The sequence below is a fragment of the Rhodococcus sp. NBC_00294 genome (genome assembly GCF_036163995.1).
Lineage (GTDB): Bacteria > Actinomycetota > Actinomycetes > Mycobacteriales > Mycobacteriaceae > Rhodococcoides.
Genome location: NZ_CP108043.1, coordinates 3,287,161 through 3,311,409, shown reverse-complemented (window position 1 = coordinate 3,311,409; position 24,249 = coordinate 3,287,161). Strand labels below are relative to the sequence as shown.

General features: G+C 69.6%; 21 protein-coding genes and 1 pseudogene. 11 read left to right on the top strand and 11 right to left on the bottom strand.

Features of this window, described 5'->3' with window-relative positions; genetic code table 11:
• Positions 1–55 precede the first annotated feature (55 nt).
• The 6 genes from OHB23_RS15470 to OHB23_RS15445 all read right to left on the bottom strand — a co-directional run bounded on the left by OHB23_RS15470 (position 56) and on the right by OHB23_RS15445 (position 7,147).
• Positions 56–1,492 (bottom strand): GuaB1 family IMP dehydrogenase-related protein, encoded by a 1,437-nt coding sequence (locus OHB23_RS15470; RefSeq protein ID WP_222631279.1) that lies wholly within the window; start codon positions 1,490–1,492, stop codon positions 56–58.
• 58 nt (positions 1,493–1,550) lie between these two features.
• A complete protein-coding gene (locus OHB23_RS15465) occupies positions 1,551–2,414 on the bottom strand; it encodes a DMT family transporter (RefSeq protein WP_231476281.1) in 864 nt (287 codons plus the stop codon).
• Positions 2,415–2,422: 8 nt separating this feature from the next.
• Positions 2,423–3,871, bottom strand: a complete 1,449-nt coding sequence (gene gndA, locus OHB23_RS15460; RefSeq protein WP_027505429.1) for an NADP-dependent phosphogluconate dehydrogenase — start codon at positions 3,869–3,871, stop codon at positions 2,423–2,425.
• Positions 3,872–3,935: 64 nt separating this feature from the next.
• Entirely contained in the window at positions 3,936–5,477 is a 1,542-nt protein-coding gene (locus OHB23_RS15455) for a DEAD/DEAH box helicase (protein ID WP_051613283.1), read from the bottom strand.
• Positions 5,478–5,761: 284 nt separating this feature from the next.
• The gene (locus OHB23_RS15450) at positions 5,762–6,715 is read right to left on the bottom strand and encodes a M56 family metallopeptidase (RefSeq protein ID WP_027505428.1); all 954 of its coding nucleotides are present in this window, start codon (positions 6,713–6,715) and stop codon (positions 5,762–5,764) included.
• Positions 6,716–6,757: 42 nt separating this feature from the next.
• A complete protein-coding gene (locus OHB23_RS15445) occupies positions 6,758–7,147 on the bottom strand; it encodes a BlaI/MecI/CopY family transcriptional regulator (RefSeq protein WP_027505427.1) in 390 nt (129 codons plus the stop codon).
• 130 nt (positions 7,148–7,277) lie between these two features.
• Here OHB23_RS15445 and OHB23_RS15440 point away from each other — a divergent pair, with 130 nt between their 5' ends.
• A complete protein-coding gene (locus tag OHB23_RS15440) occupies positions 7,278–8,576 on the top strand; it encodes an alpha/beta hydrolase (RefSeq protein ID WP_027505426.1) in 1,299 nt (432 codons plus the stop codon).
• Positions 8,573–11,176, top strand: coding sequence for a bifunctional lysylphosphatidylglycerol flippase/synthetase MprF (locus OHB23_RS15435; protein WP_442972987.1), 2,604 nt, complete (start codon positions 8,573–8,575; stop codon positions 11,174–11,176). Before OHB23_RS15440 ends, OHB23_RS15435 begins: the two co-directional genes overlap by 4 nt.
• Before the next feature lie 3 nt (positions 11,177–11,179).
• Here OHB23_RS15435 and OHB23_RS15430 read toward each other — a convergent pair whose 3' ends face one another.
• The 3 genes from OHB23_RS15430 to OHB23_RS15420 form a co-directional block, all read right to left on the bottom strand.
• Complete coding sequence (locus OHB23_RS15430; RefSeq protein ID WP_056444458.1) at positions 11,180–12,037, bottom strand: ABC transporter ATP-binding protein; 858 nt, start codon at positions 12,035–12,037, stop codon at positions 11,180–11,182.
• Positions 12,034–13,062 (bottom strand): FecCD family ABC transporter permease, encoded by a 1,029-nt coding sequence (locus tag OHB23_RS15425; RefSeq protein WP_081821226.1) that lies wholly within the window; start codon positions 13,060–13,062, stop codon positions 12,034–12,036. The genes OHB23_RS15430 and OHB23_RS15425 overlap by 4 nt, the downstream gene beginning before the upstream one ends.
• 65 nt (positions 13,063–13,127) lie before the next feature.
• Positions 13,128–14,663, bottom strand: a complete 1,536-nt coding sequence (locus OHB23_RS15420; protein ID WP_328809845.1) for a FecCD family ABC transporter permease — start codon at positions 14,661–14,663, stop codon at positions 13,128–13,130.
• Positions 14,664–14,835: 172 nt separating this feature from the next.
• Here OHB23_RS15420 and OHB23_RS15415 point away from each other — a divergent pair, with 172 nt between their 5' ends.
• The 8 genes from OHB23_RS15415 to OHB23_RS15380 all read left to right on the top strand — a co-directional run bounded on the left by OHB23_RS15415 (position 14,836) and on the right by OHB23_RS15380 (position 20,745).
• On the top strand, positions 14,836–15,549 hold the full coding sequence (locus OHB23_RS15415) for a hypothetical protein (protein ID WP_156380490.1): 714 nt from the start codon (positions 14,836–14,838) through the stop codon (positions 15,547–15,549).
• 159 nt (positions 15,550–15,708) lie between these two features.
• Positions 15,709–16,146: a PaaI family thioesterase gene (locus OHB23_RS15410; protein ID WP_222631273.1), complete on the top strand. Its 438-nt coding sequence runs from the start codon at positions 15,709–15,711 to the stop codon at positions 16,144–16,146.
• Between the two features lie 81 nt (positions 16,147–16,227).
• A complete protein-coding gene (locus tag OHB23_RS15405) occupies positions 16,228–16,530 on the top strand; it encodes an urease subunit gamma (RefSeq protein ID WP_027505419.1) in 303 nt (100 codons plus the stop codon).
• Positions 16,531–16,540: 10 nt separating this feature from the next.
• A complete protein-coding gene (locus OHB23_RS15400; protein WP_328809844.1) occupies positions 16,541–16,873 on the top strand; it encodes an urease subunit beta in 333 nt (110 codons plus the stop codon).
• Positions 16,873–18,594: an urease subunit alpha gene (locus tag OHB23_RS15395; RefSeq protein WP_027505417.1), complete on the top strand. Its 1,722-nt coding sequence runs from the start codon at positions 16,873–16,875 to the stop codon at positions 18,592–18,594. The genes OHB23_RS15400 and OHB23_RS15395 overlap by 1 nt, the downstream gene beginning before the upstream one ends.
• Positions 18,594–19,256, top strand: a complete 663-nt coding sequence (locus tag OHB23_RS15390; RefSeq protein ID WP_027505416.1) for an urease accessory protein UreF — start codon at positions 18,594–18,596, stop codon at positions 19,254–19,256. Before OHB23_RS15395 ends, OHB23_RS15390 begins: the two co-directional genes overlap by 1 nt.
• Before the next feature lie 27 nt (positions 19,257–19,283).
• Positions 19,284–19,964: an urease accessory protein UreG gene (gene ureG / locus OHB23_RS15385; RefSeq protein ID WP_027505415.1), complete on the top strand. Its 681-nt coding sequence runs from the start codon at positions 19,284–19,286 to the stop codon at positions 19,962–19,964.
• Position 19,965: 1 nt separating this feature from the next.
• Complete coding sequence (locus tag OHB23_RS15380) at positions 19,966–20,745, top strand: urease accessory protein UreD (protein ID WP_328809843.1); 780 nt, start codon at positions 19,966–19,968, stop codon at positions 20,743–20,745.
• Between the two features lie 169 nt (positions 20,746–20,914).
• Here the strand turns inward: OHB23_RS15380 and OHB23_RS15375 are convergent.
• Positions 20,915–22,253 (bottom strand): annotated as a pseudogene (locus OHB23_RS15375) (NAD(P)/FAD-dependent oxidoreductase); the annotation flags it as partial.
• 78 nt (positions 22,254–22,331) lie between these two features.
• Complete coding sequence (locus OHB23_RS15370; protein ID WP_328809841.1) at positions 22,332–23,282, bottom strand: NADP-dependent oxidoreductase; 951 nt, start codon at positions 23,280–23,282, stop codon at positions 22,332–22,334.
• Positions 23,283–23,372: 90 nt separating this feature from the next.
• Between OHB23_RS15370 and OHB23_RS15365 the strand changes: the two genes are divergently transcribed.
• Positions 23,373–24,248, top strand: a complete 876-nt coding sequence (locus OHB23_RS15365; protein WP_056445133.1) for an LLM class F420-dependent oxidoreductase — start codon at positions 23,373–23,375, stop codon at positions 24,246–24,248.
• Position 24,249 lies beyond the last annotated feature (1 nt).

Here is a 24,249-nt window from a genome sequence, read left to right as displayed (position 1 = left end):
TCGTCGCCGACCCGGAATCACCGAGTCGGCGGGGTGAGCACGAGTGCGGCCGAGATCACCAGCCGGACGGGAGCGGCCGCCCCTCGGCGAAGCCCGCCGCGGACTGGATGCCGAGCACGGCATCCCGATGCAGCTCCTCGAGCGAGCGCGCACCGGCGTACGTGCAGGTGCTGCGCACACCCGCGCAGATGTGATCGATGAGGTCCTCGACACCGGGCCGCTCCGGATCGAGGCGCATCCGCGAGCTGGAGATGCCTTCCTCGAACAGGCCCTTGCGCGCCTGGTCGAACGCGCTGTCCGCCGCGGTGCGTGCGGCCACGGCTCGCTTCGACGCCATGCCGAAGCTCTCCTTGTAGGCCACCCCGGCGGCGTCGACGCGGAGATCTCCGGGCGACTCGTGGGTGCCGGCGAACCAGGACCCGATCATGACGTTGGAGGCACCCGCAGCGACGGCGAGCGCGACGTCGCGGGGATGTCGGACTCCGCCGTCGGCCCACACGTGCTTGCCCAGCTCGCGCGCCGCGGCGGCGCACTCCTCGACGGCCGAGAACTGCGGGCGGCCCACGCCGGTCATCATGCGGGTGGTGCACATGGCGCCGGGGCCCACCCCGACCTTGACGATGTCCGCGCCGGCCTCGATCAGGTCACGGGTACCCGCTGCGGACACGACGTTGCCGGCGACCAGGGGCACGCCCAGATCGAGCGCTGCGACGACGGCCAGCGCATCGAGCATCTTCTGCTGGTGGCCGTGGGCGGTGTCGAGCACCAGGACGTCGGCCCCGGCCTCGACCAGGGCGGCGGCCTTCGCGCCCACGTCACCATTGATGCCGACGGCGGCGGCGATGCGCAGGCGTCCGTCGGCGTCGGTGGCGGGCCGGTAGATGCCGGCGCGGAGCGCACCGGTGCGGGTGAGCACTCCCGCGAGTGCGCCGTCCGGTCCGGTCAGCACGGCGAGGTTCTCGTGCCGGGCCTCGAGCTGCTCGAAGATCTCGCGGGGACTCGTGTCCACGGAGGCCGTCACGAAGTCCTTGTCCATCACCGTCGAGAGGCGCGCGAAGCGATCGACGTCCGTGCACGCCGCCTCGGAGACGATGCCCACGGCCGTGTCACCGTCCACGACCACGACGACGCCGTGGGCACGCTTGGGCATGAGGGCGAGAGCGTCGGAGACCGAGTCCTCCGCCGTCAACACGACCGGGGTGTCCGCCACCAGGTTCCGGCTCTTGACGAAGGAGACCGTCTCGGCGACGGCCGCGGTCGGCAGGTCCTGCGGGATGACGACGATGCCGCCGCGTCGCGCGACCGTCTCCGCCATCCGGCGGCCGGCCACGGCGGTCATGTTGGCGACGACGATGGGAATGGTGGTCCCGGAGCCGTCGACACTCGCCAGATCGACGTCGAAACGGGACGTGACCGTCGTGTGGTTCGGGACGAGGAACACGTCGTCGTACGTCAGGTCGTAGGGCGGGCGCTGGTCGCGAAGGAAATGCACGGGACGCCAGCGTACGCGACCGACGGATATATCTTGCGGCGGCGACGTCGAGGGTGGGTCAGACAACCGGGACGGCGTCGTCCGCACGCCCCTGCTCCCGCGAGAGAACCACGGTGGTCACGATCATGACGATCACGGCGGAGGCGACGACCACGCCGCGCAGTCCGTCGAGGCGGAGCCGTTCGTCGAGCACCACGATGCCGAGGAACACCGCCGCCAGCGGCTCGCACACGGTCACCGCCGGCAGCGACGCCGCGAGCGGACCGGCCTGGAAAGCACGCTGCTGCAGGTAGAAGCCCGAGACTCCCGCGGCGATCAACGCGTACGTCTGCCACGCGGTGAGGGCGCCGAGCAGATCGGACTCCACCAGGTCGGTGACGTACTTGGTGAACGCGACGGCGACGCCGAACAGCAGCCCACCGCCGACTCCGAGCAGCAGCGCCGCACGACCGGGCTCGCGCGTGAGCACACCGGCGACGGCGCCGACCAATGCCACCGCCACCACGGCGGCCAACGGCAGTGCCCACACCGACAGCGGCGCGTCGGCGGTGCCCTCGGTGGGGTCGCCGACCGCGACGAACGCCACCAACGCGACCGTGAGACCCACGGCCGAGATCCAGGTGGCGCGCCGCATCCGCAGACCGGAGTACTTCGCGGCGAGGGGAAGCGCGAACAGGAGCATGCTGACGAGCAACGGCTGCACCACGGACACCGACCCGACGGCCAGGGCCGCCACCTGCACCAGGTATCCGCCCAGGTCGCCGACCACCCCGGCCCACCACCGCGGGCTGCGCACGAGACCCGAGATCAACGAGTCCCCGTCCGCGACCGCCGACGCCGCCGTCTGCTGAGCGACGGCGGCGCAGGCGAAGAGAAATGCCGCGACGAGCGAGAGCCCGACCGCGAGCACGGACGAACTCACGGCGGAGGTCAGGCCTCGATCTCGGACCGGTCCTCGCTCCACAGGGTGTGGAACTTGCCGTCGGCGTCGATGCGCTCGTAGGTGTGCGCTCCGAAGAAGTCGCGCAGACCCTGCGTCAGCGCGGCGGGCAGACGTTCGGCGCGCAGTCCGTCGTAGTACGACAGGGCGGAGGCGAAGCCGGGCACCGGGATTCCGAGGAGTGTCGCGGTGGACACGACGCGACGCCAGCTGTCGACGGCGTTCTCGACGGCGTCACGGAAGTACGGCGCCAGCAACAGCGCGGGCAGTTCCGGGTTCTCGTCGTAGGCGTCCTTGATGCGGTTCAGGAACCGGGCCCGGATGATGCATCCTCCGCGCCAGATGGTGGCGAGATCGCCGGGGTGCAGATTCCAGTCGTACTCGGCCGAACCGGCGGCGATCTGATCGAAGCCCTGCGAGTAGGCGACGACCTTGGAGGCGTACAGCGCGGAACGGATGTCCTCGGTGAAGGTCTCGATGTCCTCGGGCTTCGCCGAGAGCGTTCCCGACGCCAGACCCTTGGACGCCTCGCGCTGGCCGCGCGCGCCCGAGAGTGCTCGGGCGAACACCGCCTCGGCGATGCCGGTGACGGGGACTCCGAGATCCAGTGCGGACTTGACGGTCCAGCGACCGGTGCCCTTCTGCTCGGCGGCGTCGACGATGACGTCGACCAGCGGCTTCCCGGTCTTCGCGTCCTTGTGGGCGAGCACCTGCGCGGTGATCTCGACGAGGTAGCTCTCGAGGTCGCCCTCGTTCCACTGGCGGAAGACGTCTGCGACCGCGTCCGGATCCATGCCCAGCGCGTCGCGTAGCAGGTTGTAGGCCTCACCGATGAGCTGCATGTCGGCGTACTCGATGCCGTTGTGCACCATCTTCACGAAGTGCCCGGACCCGTCGGGGCCGATGTGGGTGCAGCACGGGGTGCCGTCCACGTGTGCCGAGATCGACTCGAGCAGGGGCCCGACCGACTCGTACGACTTCGCGGGGCCGCCGGGCATGATCGAGGGGCCGTTGAGTGCACCCTCCTCGCCGCCGGAGATGCCGGCGCCGACGAAGAGAAGGCCGCGGTCCTTCAACGAGGACTCGCGGCGGATGGTGTCCGTGTAGAGGGCGTTGCCGCCGTCGATGATGATGTCGCCCTCGTCCATGACGCCGGCGAGTTCCTCGATGACCGCGTCCGTGGGATCGCCGGCCTTGACCATGATGACGACCTTGCGTGGCTTCTCGAGGCTGGCCACGAAGTCCTCGATGCTCTCGGACGCGACGAAGGTGCCGTCACTGCCGTGCGCGTCGAGCAGAGTCTGTGTCTTGGAGTAACTCCGGTTGTGCACCGCGACCACGTGTCCGTGGCGGGCGAAGTTCCGCGCCAGGTTGGACCCCATGACAGCGAGGCCGGTGACACCGATCTGGGCGAGAGGTGAAGAATCCGAGGAAGTCATTCCCCCAGCTTTCCCTGCCCGGCCCCGACGCGAAAGTCGGGGCCGGACAAGGACGGGAGAGCTGTCAGTCGCGCGCGGTGCCCGCAGCACGGCTGCGGAACCCGCCGGTGCGCGAAGCCGTTGCGCCCGTGCGGTTCTCGTCGCGGCCCTTGTAGCCACCGGTGGACTCGCCGCCGCGGTAGCCGCCGGTGCGGTTCTCGTCGCGGCCCTTGTAGCCACCGCTCGACTCACCGCCGCGGTACCCACCCGTGCGGTTCTCGTCGCGACCCCGGTATCCGCCGGAGTCGCCGCCACGGTAGCCACCTGTGCGCGGGGATCCCGAGGCGCCGAAGCGCGAGGGGCCACTGGGACGCTCGCGACGCGGTGCCTCACGCACCGGCTCGCCGGACGGAGCCTTGGCTCCGGTGATGGAACCGAGCTCCACCGAACCGGGGGAGACGTCCACCGAGGTGACCTTCACCCCGGCCTGGCCGGTCAGCCGGCTGATGATGCGGCGCTGGTTGGGCAGCGCGATGGCGACGACGGTGCCCGCCGCACCGGCACGTGCCGTACGGCCAGCGCGGTGCATGTAGTCCTTGTGATCCGCGGGCGGATCGACGTGCACGACCAGGTCGATGCCGTCGACGTGGATGCCGCGTGCGGCGACGTCGGTGGCGACGAGCACGGGGGTGCGGCCGCTCTTGAAGCGGTCGAGCACGCGGGTGCGCTGGTTCTGAGCCTTGCCGCCGTGCAGCGACTCGGCGTGGATGCCGACTGCGCGCAGGCGATCGGTGATGCCGTCGCAGCCGAGCTTGGTGCGGGCGAACATGATGGTCCGGCCACCCTCGCGAGCGGCGATCTCGGACAGGACGATGTCCTTCTGTCCACGGCCGACATTGAGGATGTAGTGATCCATCGACTCGACGGCGGCCTTGCTGTCACCGGTCGAGTGCTGGACGTGGTCGGCCAGGAACTGGCGGACCAACGACTGGACCTCGCGATCCAGCGTGGCGGAGAACAGCATGCGCTGGCCACCGTTCGCGGTCTGTCCGAGGATGTCGCGCACCTCGGGCAGGAAGCCCATGTCGGCCATCTGGTCGGCCTCGTCGAGTGCGGTGATCTCCACTGCCTCGAGGACGCAGGTGCCCTGACGCAGGTGATCGCCGAGGCGTCCGGGGGTGGCGACGAGAACGTCGACACCGCGGCGGAGCTGATCGGCCTGACGACCGAACGGGGTGCCGCCGACGGCCGGACGCACGCTCAGTCCGAGGACGGTGGCGTAGGACTGCAGCGAGTCGACGACCTGGAAGGCGAGCTCGCGGGTGGGGACCAGCACCAGTGCGCGGGGGCGCTTCGCGGCGGGCTTGGTACCGGTCGACGCCAGGCGGGCGAGCATCGGCAGACCGAACGCGAGCGTCTTGCCCGATCCGGTCTGTGCGCGGCCGAGAACGTTACGGCCGGCGAGGGCGTCGGTGATGGCCATCTTCTGGATGGGCGAGGGAACGGTGATGCCGTTCTTGGCGAGCGCCGCGACGATGGCCGCGGGAAGTCCGAGGTCGGAGAACGTGGTCTCGGACGCCTCGGGAGTGCTGGTGGCAGAAACAGAAACGGGGGTGGCGCTGGTCAACGCGGTGGTACCTCTCGGGGTTGCAGGCGCGTCGGTGCACAGCAACGATGAATCACCGCGCAGCGTGACGAGCCAGGGCACACATCACCTGGTCATCGATGCGCAAGCGGAGCTCGGGCGCAATGTGAGGTGTCTTGTCACCGGTATGACTCCGTGGCGTCCACGAGGGGACGGATCGGAGCGACGGCGAAATTTGTGCCATATCGACTAACGGATGGTTCTGATGAACCACGGGTAACACTACGCGACGAGTGGTGCCGATGCCGACTCGTGTGAGCCAGTAGTCACGAACCGTGTCGTGCGAGGCGCGTCAACTCGGTCAACCACGGCACGGCGACGTAGATGGTCGGCACCACGAGGATGGCCGCCGACGCGAGATAGGCGAGAGTGGCGACACCCGGGGTGGAACCGGGAGTGGCCAACCGGCGCACCCGCACCAGCGTGCTCGGCCCACCCGCGGCCAGAGCTCCCCGCGGCGCCGACGATCCGGAGCAGGCCACGAGAGCGCGGGCGAGGGGACGAGGGCCCGTGACGCGCACCGCGGAATCGTCCGCGAGCAATTCGACCAGCAGCTGCACCGACCCCAGCGCGGACCGGCTGCGCACGACGTGCGGGAACGCCTGGTTGACGGCCATGAACGCCTCGAGAACGAGATCGTGCCGCGCGCGCAGGTGGGAGCGTTCGTGGGTCAGGATGGCCGCCAGCTCGTCGTCGTCCAGGTTGGACAACGTGCCCTCGCTGACCACGACGCGTTGCCGCAGGCCGGGCAGGCAGTAGGCGATGGGGTCGAGGCTCTCGAGGACCCGCACGTCGGTTCCGTGGGCACTGGTCTCGCCCGCACTGCGATCGAGGATGTCGACCAGCGTGCGGTGTCGCGCACGCCGCCGTCGGGTCTTGATCGCCACCAGGGACGTGGCCCAGACGAGCCGCGCACCGATGACGAGGGTGATCGCGAGCACCGTCACGTAGAGGATCCACAGCGGGAGGCCGAGGGCGTCGATCTCGGCCGTCGGCGCCGTGGTGGGCCGGCCGTCCGGTCCGGGGACGAGCAGCTGGCTCGCGATCGCGAGACCGGAACTGAAGGCCGAGAGCACCGCGGCGAGTGCGATCGCCTGCCACAGCACCAGGGCGGCGCGCGGTGTCCGGTGCGGCCATGTCGCACGGGACAGCATCGCGGGAACCGGTCCCGTCAGGATCAACGCGAGTACCGCGAAGACCAGTGCTGTCGGTGCGTTCATGTCCTCACCGTCGTGTGGGAGGGAGCGTCGAGGGTCGAGAGGTCAGGCGTTGGAGGAACCGTCGTCCTGCGTCTCCAGTGCCGCGAGGGCCTCCCGGAGTGCGGCGGCCTCGTCGGCGCCGACCCGACCCACGAAGTGGACCAGGGCAGCAGCGCGTCCGCCGGAGCGGTCGGCCTGCTGGAGGGCGTCGACCATGAGGCTGGCGACAAGCTCTTCGCGCCCATGTACCGGAGCGTACCGATGCGCGCGGTCGTCCCGCTGCTGGGTGACGAGCTTCTTCTTCGCCAGACGCTGCAGGACCGTCATGACCGTCGTGTACGCGAGCTCACGCTTCGACGCCAGTGCCTCGTGGACCTGACGGACGGTCTGCGGCTCCGAACTCGACCACAAATGTTCCATCACTGCTCGTTCGAGATCGCCCAGGCCTGCCATTCGTCAGATGATACGGCCACTCCGACGCAAATGCGTACTACACGGTGTAGCAGCGGGTCGTCGCACGTCGGCGCGCGTCCACCGGCGCGGAAACACGCGTCGAGAACTACTGCGCGGCTACTGTTGCGCCGTGGCATTCGTCGACACGTCGTTGGTCAGTGGACCGGTCCCGATCGTCGTCACGGTCGTCGGAGTGCTCGGGCTCGTCTGGCTCGTGCTCGCGCGGCGTCGGCGGCACCTCACCCGCGCCGTCCCGGTGGCCGTCGCGGTGGCGGCCGTCCTCACGGTGGCGGCGTGGTTCGGCATCGAGAAGATCTGGCGGGTCTTCCCCGATCCCGTCGAGACGTCGGTCTACGTCTGGGTCGGTCTCGGAGTCCTGGGTCTGTTCCTCCTCGTGCCGCGGATGCTGGCCGCGACACGGTGGTGGACCCGCGTGGTGACCGTGATCGCGACGGTGGCCGTGGTCGCGACGTCCGCGCTGCAGGTCAACCTGGTCTTCGACGCCTACCCCACCGTCGGTACCGCCCTGGGGATCTCGTCCGTGCAGGAGGTGGACGTCGACGACGTCACCGGCCGCACCGCCGACCCGATCACCGGTACACCTCTCGCGAGCGTGTGGACCGCCCCCGCCGACATGCCGACCGGTGGTCGCATCCTGGACACGCCGATCCCGGGCACGGAGTCGGGTTTCTCCGCTCGGAACGCGAAGGTCTACCTGCCGCCCGCGTACTTCACCGCACGCCGGCCGCTGCTGCCCGTCCTCGTGCTGCTCGCCGGCCAACCCGGAGCGCCCGACGACTGGCTCACCGGCGGCCGGTTGGTCCAGACGATGGACGCCTACGCCGCCGATCACGCAGGTCTCGCACCCGTCGTGGTGGTGGCGGACGCGACCGGGTCCACCATCGCCAATCCGCTCTGCGTCGACTCTCCGCTCGGCAACGTGGCGTCCTATCTGGCGAAGGACGTGCCGGCGTGGGTGAACGCGACCCTGCAGGTGGACACCGATCCGGCGCACTGGGCGATCGGCGGGCTCTCCTACGGCGGTACCTGCGCCATGCAGATGACCACCAACTACCCGCAGTTGTACCCGACCTTCCTCGTTCTCTCGGGGCAGCTCGAACCGACGTTGGGGGACAAGCAGCGCACGCTGGACGCGGCGTTCGGCGGAAGCGAGGCCGCATTCGAGGCCGTGAACCCGATGAACCTCATGGCCACACGCCAGTACCCCACCAGCGCCGGCGCCTTCGTCGTCGGCGCCAGTGATCCCGATTACCAGAACTCGGCGAAGCAGCTGCTCGCCGCCGCACAGAAAGCCGGAATGGACGTGCGTTATGCCGAGGTCCCGGGTGGACACAGTTACGAGACGTGGTCTGCGGGCCTGAAGCTGGAGCTGGACTGGCTCTGCACCCGGCTGGGGTTGACGTCGTGACCGATCCGTCCGCCGCAGGATCTCCCGCGCAGGGTCCGGTCGCCCGTGCGCGGACCGACATCGCCGCGTGGTGGGGACGAACCGGTCGCCAGGGCGCACGGTTGTGGTCCACGATCGCCTACGGCGCCAAGGGGGCTCCGGTCAGCCTCGCACTGCTGGCCGTCATGTGGGTGGGGCTGATCGTGCTCTCCCTCACCACGCGCAGCTATCGCAGCTTCCTCGACCACCACACCGCGCTGGGCATCGTTCCGATCGAGAACCTGCGGCTCTGGACCCCCGTCACGTCGGGGCTGTTCGCCGTGGGGGTGGCCGCCTTCGTCGTCGCCACCGCGTTGTTCCTCGTCGTGGCCGCGCCGATCGAGCACCGGATGGGTACCCGGCGCTTCGCGGTCGCCGTCCTGGTGACCCAGGTGGGCGGCTCGCTGCTGGGTCTCGCGCTGGCCGCTCTCGGGCAGTTGCTCGACGAGGGGTGGGGCTTCCAGCTCCATCTCGGTGTCACCTCGGGCCCCACGGCCTGGATCCTCGGCACGCTGATGGTGGCCAGCGCGAACATGGGAACGCTCTGGCGTCGGCGGGTGCGGGTGGGCCTCGTGGCGCTGACCGTCGTGATGGCCCTGTTCGGTGGCCATCTCGCCGACATCACCGCGCTCGGCTCGGTCGTGGTCGGCGCAGTGGCGGGTCCGTTGATCGTCGGACGATCCTCTCGCGCGACCCATCTCGCCGGTACCCGCCGCGAGGGTCGGGTGCTGGTGGCCCTCATCGTCGCGGCGTCCGCGATCGGCCCGATGATCGCTGCCTTCTCGCCCAATGCGGTGGGCCCGTTCGCCGTGCTGCGCGAACTGTTCCGCAGCCAGGAGTGGACGCTCGACGAGGTGAACCTGGTCTGTGGTGCAGATCCGGGGTCCACCGACTGCCGACGCGGGCTGCTCGATCTCCGACTCGGTGGCGTGGGACCGGTGCTGGCCAGCGTCATGCCCTCGGTCTATCTGCTGGTCCTCAGCGACGGACTGCGCCGCGGGCGTCGGTTCGCCTGGATCGGTGCGATGGTCTCGCAGGTAGTGCTCCTGGCCCTGGCGCTCGCCAACTACCTGATCCGCTTCGCCGATCTGGACAACGGCGACACGCTGTTCTACGGCGTCGCAGATCCGACGCTCTACCGCACCGCCGTCCCGTTCGTCGTCCCCCTGGCGGTCATGGCACTGCTGGTGGTCACGCGCACGAACTTCGACGTGTCCGCGCCTTCCGGTACGTACACGCGCCTGTGGGCCACCGTGGTCGGGGCCGGCGCGGTTCTCGCCGTTCTCTACGTCGCCGTCGGCGCGCTGATCCGGTCCGGTTTCGACGGCAGCCCGGGAGTGCTGACGCTGCTCGGCGACTTCCCGCAGCGGCTCGTGCCCCCGGTTCTGCTGCAGTGGTTCGACCCGCCCTTCCTGCCGACGAGCTGGCTCGCCACCGTGCTCTACGAATGGACGGGCATCGTGTTCTGGGCGGTGCTGGTCGTCGCGACCGCGGGATCGTTCGTGAGACCGGCGTACGGCGTGGAGACCGACGCCATCGAGCGCGCCCGGGCGGTGCTGACGAGCAGCAGCGGCAGCGCCCTGTCCTGGATGACGACGTGGCGCGGCAACCGGTACTGGTTCTCGCCCGACGGTCGCAGTTACGTCGCGTTCCGGGTGATCTCGGGTATCGCTCTCACCACCGGCGATCCGGTGGGTCCGCCCGCGGACCGGGAGGCGGCCATCGTCGGCTTCTCCGAGTACGCCGCCGCGAACGGATGGTCGCCCTGCTTCTACTCGGTGACGCCGGACGTCGCGGCGATCACCGGCGCTCTGGGCTGGGAGAGCATCCAGGTGGGGGAGGAGACCGTGCTCCCGCTCGCGGATCTCGCGTTCACTGGCAAGAAGTTCCAGGACGTCCGCACCGCGGTGAACCGGGCGAAGAAGGCCGGTGTCGAGGCCGAGTGGATCTCGTTCCCGACGGCGCCGCTGGCGATCACGGACCAGATCACCGCGATCTCCGAGGAATGGGTCGCCGACAAGGGCATGCCCGAGATGGGCTTCACGCTCGGCGGCCTGGACGAGGTCGACGATCCGCAGGTCCGGTGCCTCATCGCCGTGGACGAGCAGCGCACCGTGCACGGCATCACCTCGTGGATGCCGGTGTACCGCGACGGCGTCGTCGTGGGCTGGACCCTGGACTTCATGCGCCGTCGGTCCGAGGGCTTCCGGCCCGCGATGGAATTCCTCATCGCGTCCGCCGCACTGTCCCTGCAGGAGGAGGGCGCGCAGTTCCTCAGTCTGTCGGGAGCGCCGCTGGCCAAGGTGGGCGATCCGACCGAGGACACGGCGCAGACGTCGACACTCTCGGGGATGCTCGAGCGTCTGCTCGACGTCGTGGGCCGCACGCTCGAACCGGTCTACGGCTTCCGGTCGTTGCTGGCGTTCAAGTCGAAGTTCCAGCCGGTGTACGAGCCGATGTACATGACGTTCCCCGATCCGGCTGCGCTACCGAGCATCGGCAACGCCATCGGACGGGCCTACCTGCCGGACGTGTCCTTCGGTCAGAGTGTCCGGCTCGTGAAGACGATGATCGACCGCTGACCGTCAGGCCGGTCGGATGCCGGCGCCCGCTCGGACGTGGCGGGTGCCGATGGGCACGATCAGCGGACGATCGGAGACCGGGTCGTCGATGACGGCCGCGGACAGGCCGAAGACGTCGAAGAGCATCTTCTCGGAGATGACCTCGGACGGCGTACCGCTGGCGACGATCGCTCCCTCGTGCATGACCACGAGACGATCGCTGTAGCGGACGGCCAGGTTGAGGTCGTGCAGCACCATCACCACGGTCCGGCCCATCTCGTCGTGCATCCGGTCCACCAGGTCGAGGACCTCGATGGAGTGCGCGAGATCGAGGTAGGTGGTCGGCTCGTCGAGGAGCAGGACGTCGGTGCCCTGCGCCAGTGCCATGGAGATCCAGGCACGCTGGCGCTGTCCTCCCGAGAGCTGGTCGACGGGACGTTCGGCGAGATCCTCGATACCGGTGAGCTTCAGCGCACGCGCCACCTCGGACTCGTCGTCGCGGGACCACTGCCGGATCCAGGACTGGTGGGGATGGCGGCCTCGTGCCACCAGGTCCGCCACCGTCAGCCCCTCCGGGGCGATCGGCGACTGCGGGAGCACCCCGAGAGTGCGCGCGACGTCGCGGGTCTTCATGTGGCCGATCGCCTTGCCGTCCAGCGTCACCTGGCCCTGGCGCGGGGACAGCAGGCGGCCGAGGGCGCGCAGCAGAGTCGACTTGCCGCAGCCGTTGGGTCCGATGACCGTCGTGACGACGCCGGTGTGGATCTCGAGGTCGAGCCCCTCGATGATGATGCGGTCGCCGTAGCCGACCGAGATGTTCTCCGCGGCGAGACGGTGCGGAGGTGTGGCTCCGGTGATCTCCGGATGCGCGTGCACGCTCATACTGTCGCCTTTCGGTTGACTCGGACCAGCAGATAGAGGAGGAAGGGTCCGCCGAGGACGGACGTGACGATGCCGACGGGGAGCTCGACCGGCAGAATCGTGCGCGCCACCAGGTCGGACCCCACCACGGTGACGGCGCCGGTGAGGGCCGAGGCGATCAGCGGAGGCTCGGCGCACCGGGTCAGCCGCAGGGCGATCTGCGGCGCGGCGAGGGCCACGAATCCGATCGGGCCGGCGACGCTCGTGGCGATGGCGGCCATCGCGACCGAGATGACGAGCAGGACGGCCTGGGACCGCTGCACGTCCACGCCCAGCGAGCGGGCGGTGTCCGGCCCGAGCCGCATGGCGGACAGTCGGAACGACATGATCACCGAGCCCGCTCCGAGAACGACCACGGCGGCGGTGACGGGCCACACCTGCGACCACGTGGCGCCGGAGAGCGTACCGGTGAGCCACAGCTGGGCGCGGGTGACGTCGGTGATGTCGGCATTGACCAACATCCAGCCGATCAGCGCGACCATCATGGCGTTGATCGCGATGCCCACGAGCACCAGCCGCATGCCCTGCACTCCGCCCCGCCACGACAACAGGTACACCAGCGCTGCGGTGAGCAGCCCGCCGACGAGAGCGGCGAGGGTCACGCCGAGCGTGGCGAACAGGCCCACGGCCGTACTGGTGCCGCTCAGGACGATCAGCGAGATGGCGGCGACGCTCGCGCCGGACGTGATGCCGAGAATGTCCGGGCTCGCGAGTGAGTTGCGGGTGATCGACTGCATCAACGCGCCGGAGACGGCGAGCGCAGCTCCTACGAGCGCGCCCGTGAGGGCACGCGGCAGGCGGAGGTCCATGACGACGAAACGCTCGATCCGCGAGCCGCCGCCCACCAACACGTTCACGACGTCCGGGATCGACAGCGGGTAGTCGCCGCGCCCGACGTTCAGACAGAACACGAGGAACAGCACGATCGCGAGGGCGAGGGTGACGAGCACCCTGGCGGGGCGACGCACCGTCGACAGCGGTCCCATGCGGAAGGCCGGGCGACCCGCCACCGACGGCGCGGTGGCCGCGGAACGGACGGTCGGGTGGGCGGTCACAGCGACACCAACGTCCGACGGCGTACCAGGGCGATGAAGAACGGCGCGCCGATCAGCGCGAGCACGATGCCGACCTGCAGTTCACCGGGCCGCACGACGACGCGACCGATGACGTCGGCGAGCACGAGCAGGACACCGCCCAGCGCGCCGGCGAACGGGAGCAGCCAGCGATAGTCCGGGCCGGTGATGGCACGCGCGATGTGGGGCACCACCAGTCCGACGAAGGCCACGGGCCCACACGCAGCGGTCGCCGCGCCGGTCAGAAGTGTGATGGCCACGATGCCGACGACGCGCGTGAGGGTGATGTTGGTGCCCAGTGAGCGGGCGACGTCGTCACCGAGGCTGATCGTGTTGAGGGCCGGCGTGCCCGCGACGGCGATGATCAGCCCGATGACGATGAACGGGAGCACGGTCCAGAAGATGTCCGGCCCGCGTCCCGAGACGGAGCCGACGACCCAGAACCGGTAGCTGTCGAGGGTGGTCTGATCGAGCAGCACCACCGCGTTGGTCATGGCCTGCAGGAAGAACGCGATCGCGGCTCCCGCGAGGGCCAACGACAGCGGGTTGGCCCGCGCCCCGCCCAGAGACGCGGTACCGAACACGACGATGCTGGCGGTTGCAGCGCCGGCGAAGGCGAACCAGAGGTAGCCACCGGGGGACGTGATGCCGAAGAGGTAGATCGCCATGACGACGAAGAAGGCGGCACCGGCGTTGAGGCCGAGCAACCCGGCATCGGCGAGCGGATTGCGGGTGTGGCCCTGGATCAGGGCGCCGGCGACGCCGAGTGCGATGCCCACGACGAGTCCGAGGATCGTGCGGGGGAGGCGTAGCGACCGGACGATCACGTCGGTGTCGGTCCCGGTGGCGGAGAACAGCGCATGGAAGATCTCGGCGAAGGTGAGCGGCCGCGCACCGACGGCCACGCTCATGAGCGCGACGAGCACGATGGCGGCGACGAGGATGATCAGTCCGGAGGTTCGGCGTCGACGGGTCGCTGCCGAGGAGGTGTCCGGAGCGACCGGTTCGAAGTCCTCCGCGACCGCGATGGTGAGCCGGACCGTCTCGACACCGGGCTTCCGACGCAGCGTCAGAGCAGGTCGGACGCCCACCGCGTCACCGGTCTCGGCGTCCCGCAGCACGAGGGCGAACAGGGACTTACCGACGCTCTGTCCGGCGCGACCGTCCCGGAACCCCCGGTTCCACACCAGCACACCCGCGGCCGCGAGCACCGCGATGACGCCGAAGACCGCGCGGTCGACCTGGCCGCCGCCGTTGTCGTCGGCGAGCGATCGGACGACGACGAGGCCGAGCACGAGGGGGAGCAGGACGACACCGACGTCGACCGCCGAGGCTGCCGCGACGGTCACCCGGCCGGGCGCCCGCCGATCCGCGTCGGCGATCGAGTAGTCGCGATCGGGACGAACCGTGGTGCCGGGCTCGGGGAGGTCGTTCGGGCCGGGGTGAGATGCGAGAGGTCCGGACGCGGTGTCGGTCACGCGGTCCTCCTCGATCGGTGTGGTGGTGTCTCTCATGGAAGGTTACGCAAGCCTAAGCAGTCGTGTGGCGGCGCGGTCTCGCGGTGATGCGAACCACACCCGGTTGTCTCAGATGTATTGGTTAGGCTTACCTTATGACTCGACCGGTCGCCTCGACCGGTCGGTGCGTGTCACCGTCCGGGCACCTGCAGACGAGGAGTTCCATCCGATGACAGTCACGATCGACACCGTCGTCTCACCGCACGATCGTCGAGCCGCGGTGTCCACCGCCTTCCGGCACACCATGACCGCTCTGCGACACCTCGATCCGGAGGCCCCCCGCGTGTACGCCGTCGCGGACATGGCCGAGCAGAGCAAGCGTCGCTGGTGGTCGTTCGCCACCGGGCTCGAGTCGGGCCGCTTCGAGGCCCTGCTGCGCCGGTCGTCGCTCGACCATCCGGACCCGCGTCGTGCGGTGGACCAGGTGGCGGCCGCACTCGTGCACGCGGTCGTGGGACGGTCGGCCGCGGCGTTCGTCGGATGTGGACGGGTGTGGGACCCCGGCCCCGAGAATCTCTGGATCCATCTCGACAGCGACGTGGGCATCGACTGGGCGGGCGTGCGGGACACGGCGCTGCGCTCGGTGTCCGGCTCGGGCGCGACCGCGGGAACGGTGGTCATGCCGTGCGACGAGGCGCTCGCGGCCTGGACCGCGCATCGCGCTGCTCGCTCGCTCGAGGTCGCCGCGGCAGGGTTGTCCGCGCTCGGTCCTCTGGACGCCACGCAGATGAGCCGCATCGTGGGCGAGTCGGTCCTCGGCGCCTCGGCACGAGTTCCGTTGCTGGGTGGCGTGTCTCGTGACGGCGGCTGGCGCAGGGGGCAGATGCTCCTCGATGCGTTCGTCGACGCGGGGTGGCGCGTTCGGTTACGGCGACCTGCGTGACTTAGGCAAGGCTATCCTGTATAGTCCGAGCCACACGAACTTCGGATCGTGCCGACGTCCTGAGGGCTGCAGCGACGTCGGCGTCCGTGCCCCGGCGGGTCTCGCGACACACTGCGAGGCCCGCCGCTTCGTGTCCGTCCACGTGATTCACTGAACGCCATGAACGATGTGTCACCGTCGGTGTCGGACGAACTTCGAGAGCAGCTGGACAGCGGTTTCGGGAAGGTGCTGGGTCTGCAGTTCCGCGAACTGGGACCCGATCGGGTCACCGCGGAGTGGACCGTGCGCCCGGAACTCCTGCAGCCGTTCGGGATCGTGCACGGCGGCGTGCACTGCGCCGTCGTCGAGTCGCTGGCGAGCACGGCGGGCGCCCTGTGGTTGGGGGATCGCGGCCACGTCGTCGGAGTCAACAACACCACCGATTTCATCCGCGCCGCCCGCGAGGGCGTGCTCACCGCCGAGGCACTGCCCGTGCACCGCGGGCGGACCCAGCAGATCTGGACCGTCACCATCACCGATGCCGCGGACCGTCTCATCGCCCGCGGCCAGGTCCGACTGCAGAACATCGAGGACACGGGGCGGATAGGCGCGTCCTGACGCGCGTCCGGCGAGCGCGACGGCCGAGGTCGTGCCAGCATTGCCTGTCGCCGTCGTTCGCCGCGAAGGGAAGTGTCCCCCATGAGATTGTCTCCGCACGAGCAGGAGAGGTTGCTGCTCAGCTACGCCGCGGAACTGGCGCGTCGCCGGCAGCAGCGCGGACTCCGGTTGAACCATCCGGAGGCGATCGCGCTGATCACAGACCACCTGCTCGAGGGCGCACGCGACGGGCGGTCCGTGGCGGAACTGATGTCGTCGGGCCGTGAGGTGCTGACCCGCGCCGACGTGATGGACGGCATCCCGGAGATGCTGCACGAGGTGCAGGTGGAGGCCACGTTCCCGGACGGCACCAAGCTCATCACCGTTCATGACCCGATCTCGTGAAGGAGTGCGCGTGATTCCCGGAGAGATCATCACCGAGGACGGGTCGATCGAGCTCAACGCCGGTCGTGCGTCGCTCACTCTCGACGTCGTGAACGACGGCGATCGGCCGGTGCAGGTGGGAAGTCACGTCCATCTCCCGCAGGCCAACGCCGCGCTGACGTTCGATCGCGTCGCCGCGCACGGGAAGCGCCTCGACATCCTGGCGGGCACCGCGGTGCGGTTCGAACCGGGTATCGCTCAGGAGGTCGTGCTCGTCGACATCGGCGGTCTCCGCGAGGTTCACGGCATCTCGCTCACCCCGCCCGGCGCACTGGACGACACGACACCCCGGGACGGTCACTGATGGCGTACCTCGATCGTTCGCGCTACGCGGAGCTGTACGGACCCACCACGGGTGACCGGATCCGCCTGGCAGACACCGATCTGCTGATCGAGATCACCGAGGACCGCAGCGGTGGGCCGGGTCTCGCCGGCGACGAGGCCGTGTTCGGCGGCGGCAAGGTGATCCGCGAGTCGATGGGACAGTCGCGGGCCACGCGGGCCGACGGTGCGCCCGACACCGTCATCACCGGTGTCGTGGTGCTCGACCACTGGGGTGTGATCAAGGCCGACGTCGGACTGCGTGACGGACGGATCGTGGCGCTGGGCAAGGCCGGGAACCCGGACACCATGCCGGGAGTGCATCCCGGTCTCGTCATCGGGCCGTCCACCGAGATCATCGCCGGCAACGGCAAGATCCTGACCGCCGGCGCCATCGACTGCCACGTGCACCTCATCGCCCCCCAGCTCATGGAGGAGGCGCTCGGCGGTGGCATCACCACCATCATCGCCGGCGGCACCGGCCCCGCCGAGGGCACGAAGGCGACCACCGTGACCCCGGGTGCCTGGCATCTGGCGCGGATGCTCGAGGCCATGGACGGGTGGCCGCTGAACGTGGCGCTGCTGGGCAAGGGCAACACCGTCTCACCCGACGCGATGTGGGAGCAGTTACGTTCCGGCGCATCGGGATTCAAGCTGCACGAGGACTGGGGCTCGACCCCGGCCGCCATCGACGCGTGCCTGCGGGTCTGCGACGAGGCCGGTGTGCAGGCGGCGCTCCACTCGGACACTCTGAACGAGGCGGGCTTCGTCGAGGACACCCTCGGCGCGATCGCCGGTCGCGGCATCCACTCGTACCACACGGAGGGTGCGGGCGGCGGGCACGCGCCGGACATCATCACGGTCGCCTCGCAGCCCCACGTGCTCCCGAGTTCGACCAACCCGACTCGGCCGCACACGGTCAACACTCTCGACGAGCATCTCGACATGCTGATGGTCTGTCACCACCTCAGCCCGTCCATTCCCGAGGACCTCGCCTTCGCCGAGAGCCGCATCCGCCCCTCGACCATCGCGGCCGAGGATCTGTTGCACGACATGGGTGCCATCTCGATGATCGGCAGCGACTCGCAGGCAATGGGACGCATCGGTGAGGTGGTCATGCGGACGTGGCAGACCGCACACGTGATGAAGAAGCGTCGTGGCTTCCTCGCCGGTGACTACCGTGCGGACAACAACCGCGCGATGCGGTACGTCGCGAAGTACACGATCTGCCCGGCCGTGGCGCACGGACTCGACGGCGAGGTCGGATCCGTCGAGCCCGGCAAGTTGGCCGACCTCGTGCTGTGGGAGCCGGCGTTCTTCGGTGTCCGGCCGCATCTGGTGATCAAGGGCGGCATGATCGCGTGGGCCACCATGGGCGACGCCAACGCCTCGATTCCGACACCGCAGCCGGAACTGCCGCGACCGATGTTCGGAGCGGCACCCAAGGCGGCGGCCGCCACGTCCGTGCACTTCGTCGCGCCCCAGGCGCTCGACGACGGGCTGGCCGATCGCCTCGACGTCGCGCGTCGACTCGTTCCGGTCGGGAACGTCCGCGGCATCGGGAAGGCACAGATGGTGAACAACGACGCGGTTCCCCGCATCGAGGTCGATCCGGACACCTTCACCGTCCGCATCGACGGCGACGTCTGGACCGAGCAGCCGGCGACGGAGCTGCCGATGGCGCAGCGGTACTTCCTGTTCTGATGACGAATCCGCATTCCGGTGTCGGCCTCGCCACGTTGCTCACCCTCGCCGACTCACGGCTCCCGATCGGTGGGCACGTGCACTCGGGGGGAGTCGAGGAGGCGATCGCCGAGGGACTCGTCCGGGACCTGCCGACGCTCGAGGCGTATCTGCTGCGGCGTATGCGCATCAGCGGCGCCGTGGCGGCGTCGATCGCTGCCGCCGTGGCCGCCGGTGTCCTGCCCGCGGACACCGCCGATCGCGAGACCGACGCCCGCACGCCGTCTCCTGCGGCTCGCGCCGCGTCCCGCGCCCAGGGGAGGGGGTTGCGTCGCCTCGCCGAGACGGTATGGCCGGACCACGACTGGACGGCGGTCGGACGGCGCCCGCACCTGCCCGTCGTGGCGGGAGTCGTCGGTGCCGTCACCGGCGCGGGACCGTACGAGACGGCGTCCGTGCAGATCTACACGGCCATGACGGGCGCCGCCATCGCCGCCCAGCGACTTCTCGCGTTGGACCCGGGCGCCGTGGCGGGGTGCACCGTGGCGCTCGCGGCCGAGTGCGACCGGATCGCGGCCTCGGTCGCGCGCGCGCTCCCGGCTCTGTCCGACGAATCGGATCCGCTGCTGGACCACCTCGGCGAACGTCACGTCCGGCGCGAACGCCCCCTCTTCGTCTCCTGATCACCCCACAGAAAGAGAGAACACCCAATGCCTCCGCATCTCATCGACGGCGAGCCCCACTCCCACGCCCTGGACCGGCCCAAGCGCGTCCGCACACCCGGAGAAGCGCTGCGCGTGGGTATCGGCGGTCCCGTCGGATCCGGCAAGACCGCACTGGTGGCGGCGCTGTGCCGCCAGCTGCGCGAAGAACTGTCGCTGGCCGTGTTGACCAACGACATCTACACGACGGAGGATGCCGACTTCCTGCGCCGTCACGCAGTTCTGCCGGACGAGCGCATCACGGCCGTGCAGACCGGCGGCTGCCCGCACACGGCGATCCGTGACGACATCACGGCGAACCTGGATGCCATCGACGACCTGGTCGACGCCAATCCGCCGCTCGATCTGATCCTCGTCGAGTCGGGCGGCGACAACCTCACCGCGACCTTCTCGTCCGGGCTGATCGACGTGCAGATCTTCGTCGTGGACGTCGCCGGCGGTGACAAGGTGCCGCGCAAGGGCGGTCCCGGCGTGACGTTCTCGGATCTGCTCGTGATCAACAAGACCGATCTCGCCCCCATGGTGGGTGCCGACCTCACGGTCATGGAGAACGACGCGGTGCGGGTGCGTGAGGGTCGTCCCACCGCTCTGATCTCGCTCACGGAGGATCCTGCCGCGACGGTGGTGCTCACCTGGGTGCGCGAGCAGCTCGCTGCCGTCGCCGCCTGACGTGACGACGCACGGCGCCCTGCGCTCGACGGTGCTCGTCGTCGCGTCGCGGAGCAGGTCACCGCGCATCGAGGCGGTGGGCGGGCTCGCCGTGCGCCGGACCGGTGTCGACCGCGTCCACCTCGTCGGCTCGGCCGCGACCCCGCTGGGTGGGGACACCATCGACGTCCGGATCGTGGTCGAGGCGGGGGCGCGGCTGCACGTGTGCAGTGTCGCCGCCTCGGTGGCATTGCCCGGGCGCTCGACCGACGTGTCACACGCGTCGTGGACCGTGGAAGTCGAGGACGGCGCCGAGGTGATCGTGGACCCGGAACCCACCATCGTCGCCGGGTCGGCGGACCACCGATCGTCGGTGTCGCTGCATCTCGGCGACCGGGTACGCGCCGCCGTGCGCGAACGAATCCAGATCGGCCGCACCGGGGACATGGACGGCCGGTGGTCGGGTCTCTTTCGAGTCGACGGCGTGGCCGGTCCGGTGCTCCGCCACCGACTCGACCTGGGCAGGGGCGCCGCAGGGCACGACGCGCTCTTCGCGCCGACCGCGTCGATCAGTACGTTGACCTGGCCGGAGTGTCTGGCGGACAGTCCCTCCGGAGACGCCGAGGCCGGTCTGGAGACGACGATGCCGATGGCCGGAGGCGGAACACTGTCCACCTGGCTCGGCCATCGGCTCCCGGTCACCCGGTCGGTCGCTGCGCTCTCGGCGCGGGGAGATCAGCCTGCGCGCTTGGCTTCCGCGGTCTCCGCCGCTCCGTCGTTCGCGGAGGGCTCCTCGCCCTGACGCTCGGCCGGTGTGGGTGAGGCACCGGAGGCGGCCCGCTTCTCCGTGCTGTCGAGCTGCTTGCTCTGTTCCGCGGCGTCGGCCGTGGCACGGGACTCGCGGTCCGCCGCCTTCGAGGTCGCCTCGACCGTGCGGGTGGGGATCGCCACGCCGTCGACGCGGTTCTCCTGCTCGAGCGTGTGGAGTTGCTCGATCGCGAGGCGCGCGAACACCTGCTGTTCGGTGGACGCCATCTGCGCCCGACCCTTGCCCAGGAAGGTGACGAACCAGGAGATCACCGTCGTCAGACGGTTCCGGTATCCCACCTGGTAGAAGAGGTGGAGTCCGAGCCATGCGACCCAGGCGATGAATCCGCCGAACTCCAGCTTGCCGACCTTGCACACGGCGCTGAATCGCGACACGGTGGCCATCGATCCCTTGTCGAAGTACGAGAACGGCTTGCGCTCGGACGGGTTCTGTCCGTCGAGTGAGGCCTTGATCTGCTTCACCGCGTACTTGGCGCCCTGGATCGCGCCCTGCGCCATACCCGGGACGTCCTTGACCGACATCATGTCGCCGACCACGAACACGTTGGGGTGTCCCTTGACGGTCAGATCCGGCTCCACCACGACACGGCCCGCGCGGTCGACCTCGGTGCCGTCGGACTGGTCGGCGAGCTGCTTGCCCAGCGGGCTGGCCTGCACGCCGGCGGACCAGACCTTGCACTGCGCCTCGATGCGGCGTTCGGTGCCGTCCTTGTCCTTGACGGTGAGACCGTCGTTGTCGACGCCGTTGACCATCGCGTTGAGCTGGATGTCGACACCGAGCTTGGTGAGGCGCTTCGCGGCCTTCTCGCCCAGCTTCTTGCCCATCGGGGGGAGCACGGCGGGCGCCGCGTCGAGCAGCACCACCTTCGCGTCCTTGGCGTCGATGTTGCGGAAGGCTCCGTCGAGCGTGCGCGTCGCGAGCTCGGAGATCTGGCCCGCGAGCTCGACGCCGGTGGGGCCTGCGCCGACCACGACGAACGTCATCAGGCGCTCGCGCTCGGCCGGATCGGTGGACAACTCGGCCTGCTCGAACGCGCCGAGGATGCGTCCGCGCAGTTCCAGGGCGTCGTCGATCGTCTTCATGCCGGGTGCGAACTCGGCGAAGTGGTCGTTGCCGAAGTAGGACTGCTGTGCGCCCGCAGCCACGATGAGGCTGTCGAACGGCGTCACGGTCTCGCGCTCGAGCAGCCGCGAGGTGACGGTCTTGTTCGTCAGGTCGATGGTCTCGACGTCACCCATCAGAACCTCGGCGTTCTTCTGCTTGCGCAGGATGACGCGGGTCGCGGGGGCGATCTCGCCGACCGAGAGGATGCCCGTGGCCACTTGGTAGAGCAGTGGCTGGAACAGGTGGTGGGTGGTCCGCGCGATGAGCGTGACGTCCACATCGGCTCGCTTGAGGGCCTGTGTGCCGAAGAGGCCACCAAAGCCGGAACCGATGACGACGACGCGGTGGCGCTTCTTCTCGTTCGTCTCGACGCTCATGTATCCGCTCCTAGATGTCTATGCGTTCTGAGCTCAACGGTAGTCTCCCCACCCCCGCGCGTCTCCGCGAGGCCGTCGTCAGGGGACGAGGACGTACTTGCCGCGCGGGTGGTGCGTCTGCAGTTCGCGGTGGGCGGTGGCCGCCTCCGCGAGGGGAAACGTCCCGGCCACCGTCACGGTGATGACAGATCCGGCCAACTCGAGCAGAGGTAGACGCGCCTCCTTGCGCCTTGCGGCGCTCTCGTTGTTCCCGCCGCCCGCGGACCGGAAACCCTCGTCGGCTGCCCGACCGAAGGCAGTGATGGTCACGATGCGCGTCCGGTCCTGCACGACCGCCAGGGACACGTCGATCGCCTCGTCGGTGCCGGCCGTGTCCAGCGCGGCATCCACGCCGTCGGGCGCCGCGGTGCGTACCCGGTCGAGCAGACCGTCGCCGTACGCGACTGCGACGGCGCCGAGGGCGCGCACCGCGTCGAGGTTGCGGGGACTCGCGGTGCCGATCACCTGTGCTCCGCGGTGCAGGGCGAGCTGGACCGCCTGCGAGCCGACGGCGCCGGATGCTCCGTGGATCAGGACGCAGTCGCCGTCCCCGACGCTCGCGAGCTCCGCCATGTCGTACGCGGTGGCCGCGGTGAGGGAGTACCCGGCCGCTTCCTCCCAGCCGAGCGCCTGCGGTTTCGGCAGCACCGCGTCGGCATCGACGAGAAGGCGATCGGCGTAGGCACCGTCTGCCAGAACGATGACCTCGTCGCCGACACGGACGGGACCCGCCGGTCCGACGGAGTCGCGCCCCACCGCGGACACCACGCCCGACGCCTCGCTGCCGAGGTGCAGCGGGAGTGTGCTCTCGTCCGTCCCGAACGCGCCGCTGTAGAGCTTGTGATCGAACGGATTGACGCCGGCGGCGCGAATGTCCACGACGACCTGGCCGGGACCCGGTTCGTCGACGACCTCGTCGCGGATCGCCAGGACGTCGGGTCCACCGAAGGCCGTGGCGACCACGGTGCGTGTCGTTCTCGAGCCAGTCATACGAGGACCAACGGTGCCCGGTGCTCCGAATGTTCCCCGGGAGTGCCCCGCGTCGGCGGAGTGCTGATCCGACCATCGAGGAGAACCATCGTGCAGTTGGCAGTCCACTATCCCTACTTCACCCTTCCGGGTGGCTCCGCGGCCACGGCGGGACTGCTCTCCGACTCCGCGCGCGCTGCGGAGGACGGCGGGTGCACGTTGTTCACCCTCATGGACCACTGGTTCCAGATGGAGAATCTGGCGACGGCGCAGGACCCCATGCTCGAGGGCTACACCTCACTGGGCTTCCTCGCGGGCCGGACCGAGAGCATCCGCCTGGGCCTGCTCGTCACGGGCGTGACCTATCGGCATCCGGGGCTCCTGGCGAAGACGGTGACGACCCTGGACGTGCTCTCCGGCGGTCGGGCGATGCTCGGCATCGGTGCGGCCTGGTACGAGCGCGAGCACCGCGGCCTCGGTGTGCCGTTCCCGTCGACGGCCGAGCGGTTCGAGCGTCTCGAGGAGACGTTGCGCATCTGCAGACAGATGTGGAGCGACGACGACGGACCCTTCGAGGGCACGCACTACTCGCTGGCCGAGACGCTCTGCGAGCCGAGGCCGCTGCAGAGTCCGGGTCCGCCCATCATGGTCGGCGGGTCGGGGGAGAAGAAGACACTCGCGTTCGTCGCGCGGTACGCCTCGCTGTGCAACCTCTTCGCCCCCGACCAGGAGACCGTGGCTCACAAGCTCGACGTGCTGCGCGGTCACTGCGAGCGCGAGAACCGCGACTACGCGGAGATCGAGAAGACCATCATCACCTCGCTCGACCCGGTGGCCGACGAGGCCGGATTCCTCCGGGAGATGGAAGGGTTCGCCGCGCTCGGAGTCGACACCGTGTGCGTGAGCCCGCAGGGACAGGACCCGGTGACCTGGACCCGGTCCGCCACCGCAGCCGTGGTCGACACACTCGCCGGATTGGAGAACTGAC